Below are 15,314 nucleotides of genomic sequence, written 5' to 3' on the forward strand. Positions count from 1 at the left end.
GCCAGAGAAGGCCCTCGATTGTTCAGAAGTATTTCCACGGACAACATGTTCGATACGCAGCCTAAAATGTTAACTGTTTAGGGCTCGGAGTAATAAATTCGGTCGTGGTTGTAACGAATGCACCGTAGGGGCAGACCTGCGTGTCTGCCCATTCCCGCGATGCCGGGCGGTCACGCGGGACCAAAGGCAGGGCGGTCACGTAGGACCAAAGGCCGGGCGGTCACGCAGGACCGCCCCTACGGGGATGGGTCGTCATTAATACGGCCGTGGTTGTGACGAATGCACCGTAGGGGCAGACCTGCGTGTCTGCCCTTTCCCGCGATGCCGGGCGGTCACGTGGGGCCAAAGGCAGGGCGGTCACGCAGGACCGCCCCTACGATAGGTGCGGGTTTGGTTGACGGGTCGTGTTTGATGCGGTCGGGGTTATGACGAATGCACCGTAGGGGCAGACCTGCGTGTCTGCCCATTCCCGCGATGCCGGGCGGTCACGCGGGGCGGAATGCCGGGCGGTCACGCAGGACCGCCCCTACGATAGGCGCGGATTTGGTTGACGGGTCGTCATTAATACGGCCGGGGTTGTAACGAATGCACCGTAGGGGCAGACCTGCGTGTCTGCCCATTCCCGCGATGCAGGGCGGTCACGCAGGACCAAAGGCAGGGCGGTCACGCAGGACCGCCCCTACGGTTTGATGTACGCGCAGCCCTGCTGCTGCAATTTGATCAGGGCGACTACGCCGGCGGGGACGGTTTCGCATCCGGGGCAGAGGTCTTCCTCGGGGATTTCGAAGGCGCGCAGGGCGTTCTGGCACACGAAGACCGTCACTTCGGACTGGATCAGGTTCTTGATGCGCGTCAGGAATTCGTCCTCGCCGTTCTTGCGGAAAAATTTGACCGCGGGTCCATTGACCAGCAGATTGATGCGTGCTCCCGGCTTGGCGGCGCGCAGGTTTTCCATGTTGGTCAGGGCGATGCGCAGAACCTTTTCTTCGTCCAGGTCCAGGTGAAAGACGACCTTCATCGAGATCTCCTCGGTTGATGTTGAAAATTGCATTGATACAGGCGGACTACGATCCGGTGCCGATGCCGCGATTACTCAAGTTGTCCCGGTGTGTGCTGGCGTAAAACGGGGACAGCCCTTCAGGCAAGAGCCTGTTTTGGCCCTGGCGCAAGCCGTCGAGATAGTCGATGGTGCCGTCCAGAATGTCCTTGCCGCCCATGGGTCCGTGCGATGGGATGATCCTACACGCTCCCGGGTGCTTGCGCCAGCGCAGAAGCTCCCCTATCCACGCATCGAGGTCGCAGCCTGCGGGCACGCAGGGCAGGGGCAGTTCCACCGCGTCCCCGGCCAGCAGAAGCTCCATTTCCGGGATGAAAGCCACGAGGGTGTCCGGGGTGTGTCCGGGCAGGGAGTGCAGCTGGACCGTGAGGCCACCGAGGTCAAGGTCGAGGCGGCCTTCGAAGGTGATGTGCGGGGGGATGAGCTTGACCTCGTCCCACCTGCCCGGTTCCCGGGCCTGCATGTCGGCCAGGGTCTGCCCGGCCTCGACCTCGAACCGCCGGGCGCAGTCCGAGTGGCCGATGACGACGGGATTGTCCAGGGCTGCCGTGCCCTGCACGTGGTCCCAGTCGGCGTGGCTGTAGACGGCCAGACACTGCTGTCCGGCGCAGATTTGGGCGAAGCTGGCCATGTCGCGCGGACTGGTCAAGGTGTCCCAGATCAGGCAGAACCGGGTTCCCCGGATCAGGACGCTGCGGACCGAAAAGTCCCCCGCGTCGATTTCGTGGATCGCGCTGAAGTGGCTCATGGCGGTCGCTTACGGTGTTTTCGGCGGGCAGGGAAGAGGAAACATTGGATGAAGATCAGCTTGAAACGAGGAGTCTCGATGCCTTTGCATGATGAAACTTCCGCCTGGGATTCTCTGATCGGTCGGCTGCGTGAAGTGGGCCCTGTCACCGTGGCCTTTTCCGGCGGGATCGACAGCCGTTTTTTGGCCCATGCAGGGCTGCTGGCCGGAGTGTCGGTGGAGCTTGTGCATGTCCGTGGTCCACATGTCGCTCCCGAAGAGTCCGAATACGCTCTCGCGTGGGCTGTGAGCATGGGGCTGCCCTGGAAATTGCTGCGGCTTGATCCCTTGCATCTGCCTGAAGTCGCGGCCGGTTCGAAGGCGCGTTGCTATGAATGCAAGCGGTTTCTTTTCGAGCAGATACTGTCCGTCGCCACGGCGCCTGTCTGTGACGGTTCCAACGCCTCGGACGCCCGGCAGTTCCGTCCCGGAAGGCGGGCATTGCTTGAACTTGGCATCCGCTCTCCCCTGGCAGAAGTCGGATTGACCAAGGACATGATCCGCGCCCTGGCCAGGAAGACGGGCCTCGCGCGCCCGGAGCAGCAGGCCCGGGCCTGTCTGCTGACCCGCCTGCCGTATGGCCTGGCGCCTGATGCGCGGCTATTGGCGCGTCTGGCCGCAGGGGAGCGGGCCGTGGAAGAGGCTTTGCAAGCGGCGGGACATGAGGAATTCCCCTTCAGGCTGCGACTTGGCGACCGGGGATGCCATGAACTGCATCTTGGCCGTGAGATTCATTCATCCCGAATGCTCTGCATGTTGGAGGAGGTTCTTCTTGCCGAGGGTTTTTCACGCATCGCGGTGCGCTGCGTGTCACAACTGAGCGGCTATTTCGACAGAATGGATGATGAGCAAAAAACGCAATCCTTTCTTGCAGAGGGGCGTGTCGGAATGTTAGAGAGCGCACAAGACGATTGATCAGGTCCTTTGCGTGCGTGCCATGGTGGCGCCGCGCTGTAATCCATGCTTGGAATGATCAATCGTCTTTTTTTTATAGCCAGCGGGACCGCTTGAATATCAGGAATATGCCCGCTCCCGCCAGTGCGACGCCCAGGCAGAATGCGGCAAAGCCCCATGGGCTGCCGGATCCGGGGATGCCGCCCACGTTGATGCCGAAAAGTCCCGTCAAGAATCCCAGTGGAAGAAAGATGACCGTCACCACCGAGAGCAGGAACATGCGCCGGTTCAGCTGTTCCGAGGCGTGGTTCACAAACTCCTCGTGGGCGAGGGCCGCGCGTTCACGCACCGCGTCAAGATCTTCTATGTGCCGAATGAGCTCGTCAGTGGTTTCGCGAATCCGGAAATGATCGTCCGGGCTCATCCATGGCACCTGCTCGGTGGTCAGCCGTGACAGAGCCTCGCGCTGTGGCGCGAGGTAGCGGCGGAGCGCGATGGCCTGCCTGCGCAGATCGGCCAGGCTTTCGCGGGCCCTGGCATCCTTGTGTTCGACGATCCTCTCTTCCACCTCGGCCATGTTGTCTTCCAGTGCCTCGATGACCTCTCCGATGTTGTCCGTCATGAGCCCGAGCAACATCACCAGGAATTCCCCGCTGCTGCGTGGGCCGTGTCCCGCTTCGAGCATGGACTGGATTGCTTCCACGGATTTGAGCCGGCGCTTGCGCGTGGAGATGATCCGGCCGTCCTCGATCCATAATCTTATGGAGACCATGTCCTCGGGTTCGGCGCCGGGATTGAGGTTCACCCCGCGCAACGTCAGGAGCAGCCCCTCGCCGTGATGCAGTACGCGAGGCCGTGTTTCCTCGTCGAGTAAAGATTCCGCCACAGGAATGCTCAGCAATTCGGAGCGCAGCAGCCAGTCCCGGGTTTCCGGGTCGGCATAGTTCAGGTGGAACCATGCGAGGCCGTCGTTTCGGGGCACGTCCTGTCCCGGCACCCAGGCCTGAAGCGCTCCATGTCCCCGCCCGTCGAGAATTCGGAAAGCGTTTAAAGGCAATGATTCTGGCGTAGTCATTTCATGGGCTCCGCTGTCACCATGCATTGTATTCATTGGCTTTCAAAGGGTGACGCGCCTAGTTCCAGGGCGATTTGCACGACAGGGGAATGCAGTCGGTGCGAATCCAGCGGTCCCGGCCTTCCTGCTTGGCCTGGTAAAGTCCCTGGTCGGCGGCCTGGATCAAGTCTGCCGGGATGCAGCCGGGAATCGGGATGACCGTGCTCACTCCAAGGCTTACGGTGACCACGCTCTGGACCGGCGAGTCCAGGTGTTCGATCGCAAGTTCGGCCACGGTCCGGCGCATGCTCTCCGCCACTAGCTGCGCTCCCTCGGCGCCGGTGCCCGGCAGGATGGCCGCGAATTCCTCACCGCCATAGCGCGCGACCATGTCGGCGGGTCGTCGCATCATGCCTGCCAGGGCCGAGGCCACGCGGCACAGGCAGCAGTCGCCGGCCAGATGTCCGTAGCGGTCGTTGAAAAGCTTGAAATGATCCACATCCAGGATGATCAGCGAGAGCGGGGTTTTTTCGCGGGCCATGCGGTTCCACTCCAGATTGAGCATCTCGTCGAATTGACGGCGGTTGGGGATGCCGGTCAGCCCGTCAAGGGACGACAGGAGTTGCAGCTGGCGGTTTTTTTCCTCCAGTTCGGCCTGCAGCAGATTGAGTTCTGCGATTCTGGCGTCAAGTTCCCTGGTCTTGCTTTGCAGTGCATGCCGCTGGCGGTGAATTTCCAGGAATATGCGGACCTTGCAGAAGAGCATTTGCGGGTCCAGGGGCTTGAACAGATAGTCCACGGCCCCGGAATCGTACCCGCGAAAAATGTGCTGATGCTCGGTATGGCTGGCGGTTACGAAGATGATGGGGATGTGCCGGGTGCGTTTGTTGCCGCGCATCAGTTCCGCCGTTTCAAAACCGTCCATGTCCGGCATCTGTACGTCCAGAAGCACCAGGGCGAAATCGTGGTCCAGCAGGCTGGCTAGGGCTTCCTGGCCTGATCCCGCGCGCACGATGTTCAGCTCCGGGTTTTCCAGGAGATGTTCAAGAGTCAGCAGGTTTTCCGGGCGATCGTCCACGATCAGGATGTCAATCGGTGTTGGCATGGCTCGGTCCAATAAGGAGGTTGTTCAAAAAAGGGGCGATCTCGCGCAAAGGCAAGACATGGTCCACGTTGGTGGATTCCAGGGCGGCCCGTGGCATGGCGTCCGCCAGGGCCGATTCCGGGGACTGCACGACGGCCAGGCCTCCTCGGCGCTTGATGCGGGCCAGCCCTTTGGCCCCGTCCTGGTTGGCTCCGGTCAGGACCACGCCGATGAGCGCGGCGCCGAAGGCGTCGGAGGCGGTCTCGAAGAGCACATCCACCGAGGGCCGCGAAAAATTCACTTTCGGGTCAACGCTAAGGGAAAGGCTTCCGTCCGGTTCCACCAGCAGATGATAATCGGGTGGAGCCACATACGCCACGCCCGCCTGCAGAAACTCCTTGTCCTCGGCCTCCTTGACCTTGAGTCCGCTCACCTCGTCCAGGCGGAGCGCAAGATAGGAGTCGGCCTGTGGCGAAAGGTGCTGCACGATGAGCACGGGTACGGAGAGGTCCTTGCGCAGGCCCGGGACAAGAATCTTGAGGGCTTCGAGACCACCGGACGAAACTCCGACAACCACTGCCTTGAACGCTCTTTTCATGCGTCCCTGCGCTTGCGGTAAATTTTTTCTTTTTCCCGCACGACTTCAAATTTTTCCGCATGCCTGGAAAATTTGAGACTCTCCTTGCTTCCCAGGCACAAGAATCCTCCCGGACACAGGCTATCGACAAACAGTCCCACCACCCGATCCTGCAACTCGCGGTCGAAGTAGATGAGGACGTTGCGGCAGACAATCAGGTGCATTTCGCCGAAAACTCCGTCCGTGACCAGGTTGTGCTCGGAAAAGAAAATCCTCTCTTTGAGGAACGAACACAGCAGCGCCCGTTCGTCGTCGGCCGCGTAGTAGTCGGCAAATGAATTTTCCCCGCCCGCCTGCTGGTATTTGGTCGTGTAGTCCTTGAGCTGCGCCAGCGGAAAGGCGGCTTCCCTGGCCTGTTCCAGAATGGCGCGGTTGAAGTCCGTGGCGTAGATCTGCCCGCGCTCGCGCATTCCCGCCTCGTGCAGCAGGATGGCCATGGAGTACACTTCCTGTCCGGCGGAACATCCCGCATGCCAGATCTTGAAGGACGGGTAGGTGCCGAGCATGGGCAGGATCTCGTTTCTGAGCGCCTTGTAGAACGGCGGGTCCCTGAACATCTCCGAGACATTGATGGACAGGTCCTGCAAAAAAATCAGGAACATCTTTTCGTCATGCAGGACCGCGTGCTGCAACTGCGAAATGGACGCCAGCCCGGAGAGGCTCAACCTGTACTCGGCCCGCCGCTTGAGGTGGGCCATGGAGTAGTTGCGGAAGTCGTACCCGTATTTGAGGTAGATGGCTTCCAGAAGCAGGCGCAATTCGATGCGCTCGGTCTCGGGATGGACGTTCATTTACGGTACAGCCAAACGCGCAGCAGCGAGAGCAGCTTGTCCATGTCCACGGGCTTGGCCAGATAGTCGTTGGCGCCGGCCTCGATGCAGGCGCTCTTGTCCCCCTTCATGGCCTTGGCGGTCAGGGCGATGATGGGCAGGTCCTTGAGCCTCGGATCCTTGCGGATTTCCCGCATGGCTTCATAGCCGTCCATGACCGGCATCATGATGTCCATGAGCACCAGATCGATCTCGGGATTCTCCCGCAGCTTGGTCAGGCTTTCGCTGCCGTCCCGGGCCACCACGACCTGCATCCCTTTTTCCTCAAGCACGCTCGTCAGTGCAAAAATGTTGCGCATGTCGTCATCGACCACGAGGACCGTGCGCGCGTAGAGCACGGATTCCGGCTCCGAGTCGGTCTGGAGCATGCGTTGCTTTTCCTGGGGCAGATTGGCCTGGACCCGGTGCAGGAAGAGCGTCGTTTCTTCCAGCAACCGCTCCGGAGAGCGTGCGCCCTTGACGATGATGCTCTCCGCATACTGCGAGAGTCTGCGCTCTTCCTCGTCGCTCAGGTCCCGGCCCGTGTAGACGACCACGGGCAGGGTGGACGGGGTCGGGCCGGAGCGCAGCGTCCGTAGCACGTCAAAGCCGGACATGTCGCTGAGCCCAAGGTCCAGGATCATGCAGTCGAAGTTCTGGGACTTGAGCAGCGCCAGCGCTTGGGCGCCCGAGGCGGCGGTTACGGTTTCAACGTCTCCGTTGCCGATCAGTGCGCGAATGGACTCCCGCTGCAGGGCGTCGTCATCGACCACGAGCAGCCTGCGCGAGGGTTTTTTGATGAAGGTGTCTATTTTTTCGAGCAGTTTTTGCAGTTCTTCGATCTTTACGGGCTTGGTCAAAAAGGCCAGCGCGCCCATGCGCATGGCTTCCAGGCTGCGGTCTTCCGCCGAAATGAAGGACAGAGGGATGTGCCGCGTTCCGGGATCGTTTTTGAGCCGCTCCATGACCGTCCAGCCGTCTATGCCCGGCAGGACGTTGTCGAGAATGATGGCGCTTGGCGCGTGAAAATCGGCAAAGTGCAGACCGGTCTCGCCGTCGGCCGCCAAGAGGACCTTGAAGCCCATGTCTCGCGCCTGATCACGCAGGATGCGGGCGAAATGCTGGTCATCCTCGATGATCAGGAGCGACTTGTCGCCGGATTTGAGGTTGGCGCGATCGTCCTGCAGATAGGGCGCGGGCGCTTCGACCTCGGGCTTTGCAGGCCGGGGGGGCGTCGCTTTTTGTTCGGGCGCGGACTCCCTGGGGCGGGTTTCGTCAACGGAGGTCCCGGCGTGGTGGCGCAAGGGCAGGATCAGGCTGAAGGTCGAGCCCTGTCCTTCCCGGCTGTGCAGGCGGATTTCCCCGCCCAGAAGTTTGGTCAGTTCCCGGGAGATGGACAGCCCAAGGCCCGTGCCGCCGTATTTGCGGCTGGTGCTGCCGTCGGCCTGGCGGAAGGCTTCGAAGATCGTGCCCTGTTTGTCTTCGGGGATGCCGATGCCCATGTCCGTGACTGCGATGCAGATCGCCTCCTCGGCCGAGGGAATGCTCTCGGGCAGGGCGATTTCAGGGTCGGGACGGGAGATGGACAGGGTGACGCTGCCGTGGTCCGTGAACTTGAAGGCATTGGACAGGAGATTGCGCAGGACTTGCTGCAGCCGGTGCGTGTCGGTGAGCATGGTCTCGGGCAGGGATGGATCCTGTTCGACCAGAAAGGAGACGCCTTTTTCCACGGCGACGCCTTTGAAGACCCGCTGCAGGTCCGAGATCATGGAGGTTAGCGGCATCTCTTCCAGGTGCAGCTCGACCTTGCCCGCCTCGACCTTGGACAGGTCGAGGATTTCGTTGATGAGGCGCAACAGGTCCGCGCCCGAAGAGTTGATGGCCGACGCCGCTTCCGTCTGCTTCGGGGAAAGGTTTCCTTCCTTGTTGTGCGCCAGAAGCTGGGACAGGATGAGGATGGAGTTGAGCGGGGTGCGCAGCTCGTGGGACATGTTGGCCAGGAATTCGGATTTGTACCTGCTCGCGCTTTCAAGTTCCTGGGCCTTGAGCTTGAGTTGCTCCTGGGCGCGCAGAAGCTCCTTGTTCTTGCGGCGGATGGCGCTTTTCTGCTCTTCAAGCTCCATGGCCCGTTCGCCAAGCTTGTCGTTGACGGAGCGCAGTTCGCCCTGCTGGTCCTGCAGCCTGCGTTCGGATTCCTTGAGGGCGCGGGTCTGTTCGGCCAGTTCCTCGTTGGTGACCTGCAACTCCTCCTGCTGGGCCTGCAGCTCGGTCTGGGACTCCTTGAGCATGTTGGTCTGTTCTTCGAGTTCCTCGTTGGCCACCCGCAGCATCTCCTGCTGCTCCTGGGCCTGCCGCAAGAGGTCTGCGATCACGCCGCGCGAGGTGGCCATGTTGAACAAAACCGCCGTGTTCTTGGCGATATCGGCTATGAACTGCCTGTGCAGAGGTGAGAATGCATATTCGCGGCCGATGAGAAATGCGCCGAGCAGCTCCTTGCCCATGAATACGGGCGCGGCCAGGAAATGGCTGGGGACGGCTTCGCCTGGACCGAAATGAAAATGCGGCGCACCCTCTTCGACCTGAGCGAAGGTAAGGATTTCTCCTTCCAGGGCGGCCTGGCCGACCAGCCCCTCGCCTACGCGCAGTCTGGTGAATTGCCCTTGCCGGTTGGTGAAGGCGTAGGATGAGGTCAGCACCAGTTCGCCGTCATCGTGCAGAAAAAAGAGTCCGATCTGGCTGTCCAGGTGCTTGCAGATGAAGGAGATGAAAAGCCGGGCCAGTTCCTGGGGGCTGTGTTCGCCGCGCAGGGTGTCGTCGAGGCCTGTCTTGCCCTGGTTGAGCCAGTCCATTTCGCGCAGGTTGCGGGCCATGCTGTTCAGGGCCTTGGCCAGCATGCCCAGTTCGTCCTTTTGACGCAGGTCCAGGCGGGCCTTCAAATCTCCGGCGGAGATGGCCTCGGCGAAGCTCACGCCCTGTTCCAGCGGCTGGCTGATGCCTTTGGCCAGGCCATAGGCGCCGGGCGCGATCATGAGAGCCAGTACCGCGCCGGTGACGCAGATGATCAGCAGGAATGTCCAGATGGGGCGCAGAATTTCGCCCTTGTCGATCTTGGAAATGAGAATCCAGTTGGTGCCCAGTACGTCCAGCGTGTTGAAGGCCACCAGCACCGTCGTGCCCGCGCTGTCCTCGTAGGTGCCGCCGCCTCCGTCGAAGCCCTTGACCACGGCGTCATGCCAGTAGGCGGGAGTGCGGGGCAGGGTGTAGCCGATGACGTAGAGGCCATTGCCCATGGTCTTGATATCGCTGCGCATTTCGAATTTCTTTTGGGATTCGAGCCAGCGCAGCAGATAGGATTCTCCCGATTTGCCCAGGCCCTGCCGGGAGGGCATTATCTGGTTGATGAACTCCCCCGAGACGCGCGCGGCGATGACCCCGGCCACGCCGCCTTGCAGGTCAAGGACCGGATAGCCGATGAAGGCGGCCTGTTTCCCGCCATTGGGCTCGTAGACGCTGAAATCCTCGAAGGCCACGTCTCCGCTGCGCAGCACCCGTTCCCAGAGTCTGGCCAGCGCCGTGTGCCGGTAGCGACCGGTGGCCAGGCTGGTGCCAAGCTCCTCGCCCTGGCCGGCCGCGTACATGACATTACCTCCACGACGGTCGATCAGGTAGAGGTCCTCAAAGCCGTTGACGGCGATGTAGCCCTTGAGTTGGGAGTCGTATCTGCCGTGAATTCTTTGATATTCGCTTGATTCGATGGGGTAGGGGCGCGCCGGGTCATCTTCCCCGAGCACGTTCAGGTCGCCCACGGCCTGCTGGGTCTGCCGCAGTCCGGCCAGGAGCTTGAGCCCGCTTATGCGTTCGGTCAGGGTGGTTTGCAGCTTGTCGCGCTTGATGGCCTGGATGCTGCCGAGTTGTTCAAAGGCCAGATCCAGAAGGGCGTTGGAAGCGGAGTAGCTGCCGATGAGGGCCACGATGCCCAGAGGAACGATTCCGGTCATGATGAACAGGAAAAGGAGCTTGGGCTTCATGCGGATGTTGTCAAAAATCATGGTTCATCCTGGCGCTCTGAAGGGAATGCGTCCCGGAGGTCGCGTGTAATGGGAACTGCCTTGAAAGAATCGATTGCACTTACGTTAAAACGCTTTCAAGGGCAACGCATCCGGCGTGGATTTCAGGAACTTTTTTGCACGTTTGCGACAGGAACCGCGGGATTGAGCTTGCGTTTCGAGAGTGTCAGGCGTACGGGTGGCCATCGTTTTTTGTGTCCCGGACATTGTGCCCGGGCGACATGCAAAGGAGATCACAGTGGATTCTGGCGACAGTTGCGGCCCTAGGCCCTGCTTCCGACATCGTAAACTTTTTCGTCGAGCTCCCCGTCCTCATCGCGCCTGACCCGGCCGCCTGACGGAGCCTCGGCGCTGCGGCAGGTGGATCATGCTTTCCCACACTTTTCGTTCCCGTGCGGTCTTTTGCCGCCGCTTCGTCCGTTCCGGACAGCTTCCTCGTGCCGCGGGCCGTTCCGCGGACCCGTACTCGTGATTCTTCAGATCGGTTTTGGGCCACGCCCGGGCTGCCGATGAACCCGGCGTATTTTTTCTGCCTGTTCACACCATTTGAAGGACTCACAATATGATTACAATCCACAAGACCATTGATGGAATCCTGTCTCCTCAGGAACACCTCGACTCCGACTGCTGGGTCAATCTGATCAACCCCTCCGAAGAGGAGTTGCAGCGCACTTCGATCCTGCTCGGCATTCCCCTCGACCATCTGACCGACCCTCTGGATGTCGACGAGCGCGCCCGCCTTGAACTGGAGGAAGGAGTGCTTCTGCTGGTCCTGCGCGTGCCGGTCGAGAATGTCTCCGACCGCATCCCCTACCTCACCCAGCCCATCGGCGTGATCATAACGCCTACGGCCGTGGTCACGGTCTGCCGCTCTCCGCAGGATCTGGTCACCGGGATTCTGAACGGACGCACCCGCATTGTGGATACGGCGGACAGGATGCGTTTCGCCATCCATCTCATGCAGCGCACGTCGCTCATTTACCTGAGGTTCCTGAAAGACATCATCAGGCGCTCGGACGTGATCGAGCACCGGCTGCAGCAGTCCATGCGCAATGAGGAGCTCATCGAGCTTCTGGGCATCGAGAAGAGCTTGGTCTATTTCACGACGTCCCTCAAGGCCAACGACATCATCATGGACAAGGTCCTGCGCATGCGCACCATCCAGTTGACCGAGGATCAGTCCGATCTGCTGGAGGACGCCATCACCGAGAATCGGCAGGCCATCGACATGTCCAAGATCCACAGCGACATCCTGTCCGGGACCATGGACGCGTTTGCATCCATCATCTCCAACAACATGAACATGGTCATGAAATTCCTGACGGGATTCACCATCATCCTCATGATTCCCAACATCATTTCGGGTGTTTACGGCATGAATATCGCGACCCCTTTTCAAGGCTCGCCCCATGCCTTCGCCATCGTTTCCGGGATCGCCGTCGGCGGATGCCTGCTCGCCTGGCTTTTGCTGGCAAGGAAGCGCTGGATGTAGTTTTTTCGCGAATGGGGGAACTGAAGGCGGACCGGATGCGGCCCGCCTTTTTTTTTCGGGCTAGCGGTCGGCCCAGAGCAGGCGCAGGCCAAGCAGCATGAGGATGGCTCCGGCGCCCTTGTGCAGCCAGGCCGAAAGGGAGGGGCGGGCGGCCAGGCGGGAGTTGAGCGCTCCCGCGCCAAGGGCCACCAGTCCGAAGCCGAGCATGGTCAAAACGACGAAGGTCAGGCCGAGGACCATCATCTGCATGGCCGGGTGCCCCTGGTCGGGGCGCACGAACTGCGGAAAGAAGGCCAGGAAAAAGATCGCGACCTTGGGGTTGAGCAGATTGGCGAGGATCGATTGGCGAAAGATGATGCGGGCCGTCTTGTCTTCCCCGTGCCCGGAGAGGACCAGCGCCGGGTCCGCCGTCCAGAGCTTGAAGCCGAGATAGAGCAGGTAGATGCCGCCCGCGATCTTGACCAGGGTGAAGGCCAAGGCCGACGAGGCCAGGATGGCCGAGAGTCCGAAGACCGCAAGCAGGGTGTGACCGATGTTGCCCAGGCTGAAGCCCATGGCGGCGGCCAGCGCGGCCGAGCGCCCCTGGGCCACGCCTCGGGTCAGCACGTAGATGATGTCCGGGCCGGGGGTGAAAATGAGTAACAGTGAGGTCAGGCTGAAGACGAGAAGCTGGTCGATGCTGATCATGATTCCTCCGCGGTGATGATGCCGGGATGGATAATCGATGATCGGGCGGCGGGCAAGGGCGCGTTGGCGGGGCGTGTCGCTGCGTCGGGTACGGCCGAACTCAGGGCTCGCGCTCCAGCAGACGCTTGGCAAGATGGGACCCCAGGTCCCGCCGCGTGTCGGCGATGATGTGGATGTAGATCTCTTTGGCGCGTATTTCGTAGATGATTCGGTTTTTTCCAGACAGAATCTGGCGATACTGAGTCAGGCCGAGTTGCGCGATTTCATCCGGGATGACGCCACTGCGGGGAAATTCCTGTAGTCCGCGCACGCTTTTCTTGATGTCCGCGTATGTGTCCTGCCAATGCTTGGGCGTGAAGGTATCAATGAGATAGCGGCGCAATTCCTTCAAGTCCCGTTCGGCGGATTCGAGAATGAAGATACGCATGGTCATTTCGGATCGAGGGCGTCAATCTCGGTAAAAACATCCTCAACGTCCCGGAATCTTCCCTGGTCCATCTCCCGCTTGCCCAAAGCCAGCAGTTTGAGGAGCGCGAAGGTTTCTTCCTGAGCTTCGTAGCTTTTGACGTCCATGACCACGAGTTTGGCTTCCCCGTTTTGGGTGATGAGCAGCGGTTGCCGGGTCTGCGAAAGCGTGGACACGATCTCGGCCGCATGGCTTTTGAGATAACTGATGGGTTTGACCTGGGTGGAATATTTCATGGATGCCCTCCGGATAATCGAGATGGAACTTATTTAGTCCTTATTTGGTCTCTTGTCCATGAAGAGCGTCCCCGCCGTCCGGTTCGGACAGCGGGGACGCGTGAGGTCATTTTGCCGAAAGGGCGGTTATTTGGCGAAAGTGCACTTGGGGTAGGTGCAGGTGTTGCACTGCAGGCAGACACCGCCTTCGCCGATGCGGGCCAGGTCGCGGCGGGTGATGGGCACGCCGGCCAGCAGGCGGGGCAGGAGCACGTCCAGGCTCGTGGTCTTGAAGAAGAGGGCGCAGGCGGGCACGCCCATGACCTGCACGCCTCCGATGCGGCCGATGAGCGTCATGGCTCCGGGCAGGATCGGCGCGCCGTGCAGTGCGTCGGTCATTCCTGCGTCCTCCAGGCCCTTGCGGGTCACGTCGTCGGGATCAACGGACAGGCCGGCCGTGGTCACGATCAGGTCGGCGCCACGTTCCAGCAGCTGCTTCACGCCGTCGGCAATGGCCTCCCGGTCGTCCGGGGCGACTACCTCGCCCACCACAGTGGAACCCAGGGCTTCGGCCTTGGCCCGGATGATGGGCGCGAATCTGTCCTCGATCAGGCCCTGAAAGACCTCAGTGCCCGTGACCAGCACGCCGATCTTGGCCTGGCGCAGCGGGGCGATGGACATGATCGGCTCGTCGCCAAGCGCGCTCAGGGCGCGGCTGAAGTTTTCGCGGCTGAGAAAAAGCGGAATGGCGCGGGTGCCGCCCACCAGGCGGCCTTCTTCGACCAGGGCGCAGTGCTGGCGCGTGGCGCACATGACGTTGGGGGTCAGGTTGAAACGTTCCAGTGCTTCAAGGTTGACCTGCAGGAGGCCGGAACAGGCCGCATGAAAGTCGATCTTGCCTTCGCGGGGCTCGGGCGTGCATGCGATGCCGGGGCCCGCCATGCGGGTGGCAAAGCTGATCGCCGCGTCGTTTTCGTGCACGAATTCGCCTTCGGGCAGGCTTTCGTCCTGCACGTAGACACTGTTGCGGCCCATCTGCTGCAACCGGCAGACATCGCCTGCCGTGATGGTCTGTCCGGCCAGGAATTCCGCGCCCTTGCTCTGGCCGGGTTCGATGCGGGTCATGTCGTGCAGTGCCTTGCGGCCGACAGCCTCGGCCACGGGTACGCGGGTCGGCATGCATTCCTCGACTTCAACTGCGCGCGAATGTTCGTAGGGGGCCTCGCCCTGGCAGCCTCGGCAGATGGCTCCGTCGCTGACCGGATAGGCTTCACGGCAGACTGGGCAGCGGTCGATGCGGGTCATGTGGCTGTGTCCCAGGAGCCTCTGCTGCACCGTAATCTTTTCCAGGCGCAGGATGCTGTCTCCGGCGGCCTCGATCTCCCGGAACAGCTCTTCGGTGTCCTGGTCCTTCTTGGGCACGAGCTTCAAGAACCAGCCTTCGATCTGCGGCCAGTCCTTGAGTTTGTCCAGATCGACGCTGACGCGCACGCCGACGCCCGTGTACTTGTCGAAAAGGGAGACGGCATAGCGGCCAAGGTTGACTATCTTCATCCAGCCGTTGCCGATGCTGCACAGGGTCAGGAGCTGCACCGCGTCGGGCAGGCATTTCTTGCTCTCGACCACGGCCTCGAAAAGGATATTCGGGGGCAGCGCGGCCTTGGCCATCTCGACCATGTAGCCGCCTATCAAGAGGCCGGGGGCGGGATAGCCGTGAAATTCGGCGGCTTTGTCCTTGAATTCCTGAAAGGTGTAGGAGCCTACGTGCATGTATTCCTCGCGGGGGAAAGGTTTTTGTTTGACCGCGAAGATTTAGCAGTGAAGCGGCCAAAAGAGAACTTTGTGAAAAAGGTGGATATCACGCAACAAAAAAAAGCCGGTCCTAAGACCGGCTTATAATCTGGAGCCCACAAGCAGGATTGAACTGCTGACCTCGTCCTTACCAAGGACGCACTCTACCGACTGAGCTATGTGGGCATTTCGTGTGGTCGGGATGAGAGGATTTGAACCTCCGGCCCCTTGAACCCCATTCAAGTGCGCTACCAGGCTGCGCTACATCCCGACA

The 15,314-nt window shown here is 61.0% G+C and carries 14 protein-coding genes and 2 tRNA genes; 3 read left to right on the plus strand and 13 right to left on the minus strand.

The features are described from left to right. Window positions 1-679: 679 nt before the first annotated feature. Complete coding sequence (locus H4684_RS01280; protein WP_092379197.1) at window positions 680-1,018, minus strand: DsrE family protein; 339 nt, start codon at window positions 1,016-1,018, stop codon at window positions 680-682. 46 nt (window positions 1,019-1,064) lie between these two features. Continuing rightward, on the minus strand, window positions 1,065-1,805 hold the full coding sequence (locus tag H4684_RS01285; protein WP_192622568.1) for an MBL fold metallo-hydrolase: 741 nt from the start codon (window positions 1,803-1,805) through the stop codon (window positions 1,065-1,067). Between the two features lie 78 nt (window positions 1,806-1,883). On the opposite strand from H4684_RS01285, the gene H4684_RS01290 reads away from it, so the two are divergent. Next, a complete protein-coding gene (locus H4684_RS01290; RefSeq protein ID WP_192622569.1) occupies window positions 1,884-2,759 on the plus strand; it encodes an adenine nucleotide alpha-hydrolase family protein in 876 nt (291 codons plus the stop codon). 73 nt (window positions 2,760-2,832) lie between these two features. Here the strand turns inward: H4684_RS01290 and zntB are convergent, their stop codons facing one another. Genes zntB through H4684_RS01315 form a run of 5 tightly spaced genes read right to left on the minus strand, consistent with a single transcriptional unit; the run spans window position 2,833 to window position 10,371 of the window. Next, window positions 2,833-3,813, minus strand: a complete 981-nt coding sequence (zntB, locus tag H4684_RS01295; RefSeq protein ID WP_192622570.1) for a zinc transporter ZntB — start codon at window positions 3,811-3,813, stop codon at window positions 2,833-2,835. A 58-nt stretch (window positions 3,814-3,871) separates the two neighbouring features. Continuing rightward, on the minus strand, window positions 3,872-4,897 hold the full coding sequence (locus tag H4684_RS01300; protein WP_192622571.1) for a diguanylate cyclase domain-containing protein: 1,026 nt from the start codon (window positions 4,895-4,897) through the stop codon (window positions 3,872-3,874). Then, entirely contained in the window at window positions 4,881-5,474 is a 594-nt protein-coding gene (locus tag H4684_RS01305) for a chemotaxis protein CheB (RefSeq protein WP_192622572.1), read from the minus strand. The genes H4684_RS01300 and H4684_RS01305 overlap by 17 nt, the downstream gene beginning before the upstream one ends. Then, window positions 5,471-6,304: a CheR family methyltransferase gene (locus tag H4684_RS01310; protein ID WP_092189376.1), complete on the minus strand. Its 834-nt coding sequence runs from the start codon at window positions 6,302-6,304 to the stop codon at window positions 5,471-5,473. Before H4684_RS01310 ends, H4684_RS01305 begins: the two co-directional genes overlap by 4 nt. Further along, the gene (locus H4684_RS01315; RefSeq protein WP_192622573.1) at window positions 6,301-10,371 is read right to left on the minus strand and encodes a response regulator; all 4,071 of its coding nucleotides are present in this window, start codon (window positions 10,369-10,371) and stop codon (window positions 6,301-6,303) included. Before H4684_RS01315 ends, H4684_RS01310 begins: the two co-directional genes overlap by 4 nt. Window positions 10,372-10,951: 580 nt before the next feature. Here H4684_RS01315 and H4684_RS01320 point away from each other — a divergent pair. Continuing rightward, window positions 10,952-11,881 (plus strand): magnesium transporter CorA family protein, encoded by a 930-nt coding sequence (locus H4684_RS01320; RefSeq protein ID WP_092189370.1) that lies wholly within the window; start codon window positions 10,952-10,954, stop codon window positions 11,879-11,881. A 60-nt stretch (window positions 11,882-11,941) separates the two neighbouring features. On the opposite strand, the gene H4684_RS01325 is transcribed toward H4684_RS01320, so the two are convergent. The 4 genes from H4684_RS01325 to H4684_RS01340 form a co-directional block, all read right to left on the minus strand. After that, window positions 11,942-12,568, minus strand: coding sequence for a LysE family translocator (locus tag H4684_RS01325; protein WP_192622574.1), 627 nt, complete (start codon window positions 12,566-12,568; stop codon window positions 11,942-11,944). A 100-nt stretch (window positions 12,569-12,668) separates the two neighbouring features. After that, complete coding sequence (locus H4684_RS01330) at window positions 12,669-12,995, minus strand: type II toxin-antitoxin system RelE/ParE family toxin (protein WP_208599796.1); 327 nt, start codon at window positions 12,993-12,995, stop codon at window positions 12,669-12,671. A gap of 2 nt (window positions 12,996-12,997) precedes the next feature. Next, the gene (locus H4684_RS01335; protein ID WP_092189364.1) at window positions 12,998-13,270 is read right to left on the minus strand and encodes a type II toxin-antitoxin system Phd/YefM family antitoxin; all 273 of its coding nucleotides are present in this window, start codon (window positions 13,268-13,270) and stop codon (window positions 12,998-13,000) included. 126 nt (window positions 13,271-13,396) lie between these two features. Next, a complete protein-coding gene (locus H4684_RS01340; protein WP_092189362.1) occupies window positions 13,397-15,019 on the minus strand; it encodes an FmdE family protein in 1,623 nt (540 codons plus the stop codon). Here H4684_RS01340 and H4684_RS20920 point away from each other — a divergent pair. Further along, entirely contained in the window at window positions 15,014-15,148 is a 135-nt protein-coding gene (locus tag H4684_RS20920) for a hypothetical protein (RefSeq protein ID WP_264080931.1), read from the plus strand. The two genes, H4684_RS01340 and H4684_RS20920, sit on opposite strands and share 6 nt — an antisense overlap. Before the next feature lie 2 nt (window positions 15,149-15,150). On the opposite strand, the gene H4684_RS01345 is transcribed toward H4684_RS20920, so the two are convergent. Then, window positions 15,151-15,226: transfer RNA gene (locus tag H4684_RS01345), tRNA-Thr, on the minus strand. Between the two features lie 8 nt (window positions 15,227-15,234). Next, window positions 15,235-15,311: transfer RNA gene (locus H4684_RS01350), tRNA-Pro, on the minus strand. Window positions 15,312-15,314 lie beyond the last annotated feature (3 nt).

Source organism: Desulfomicrobium macestii, assembly GCF_014873765.1.
Taxonomy (GTDB): domain Bacteria; phylum Desulfobacterota; class Desulfovibrionia; order Desulfovibrionales; family Desulfomicrobiaceae; genus Desulfomicrobium; species Desulfomicrobium macestii.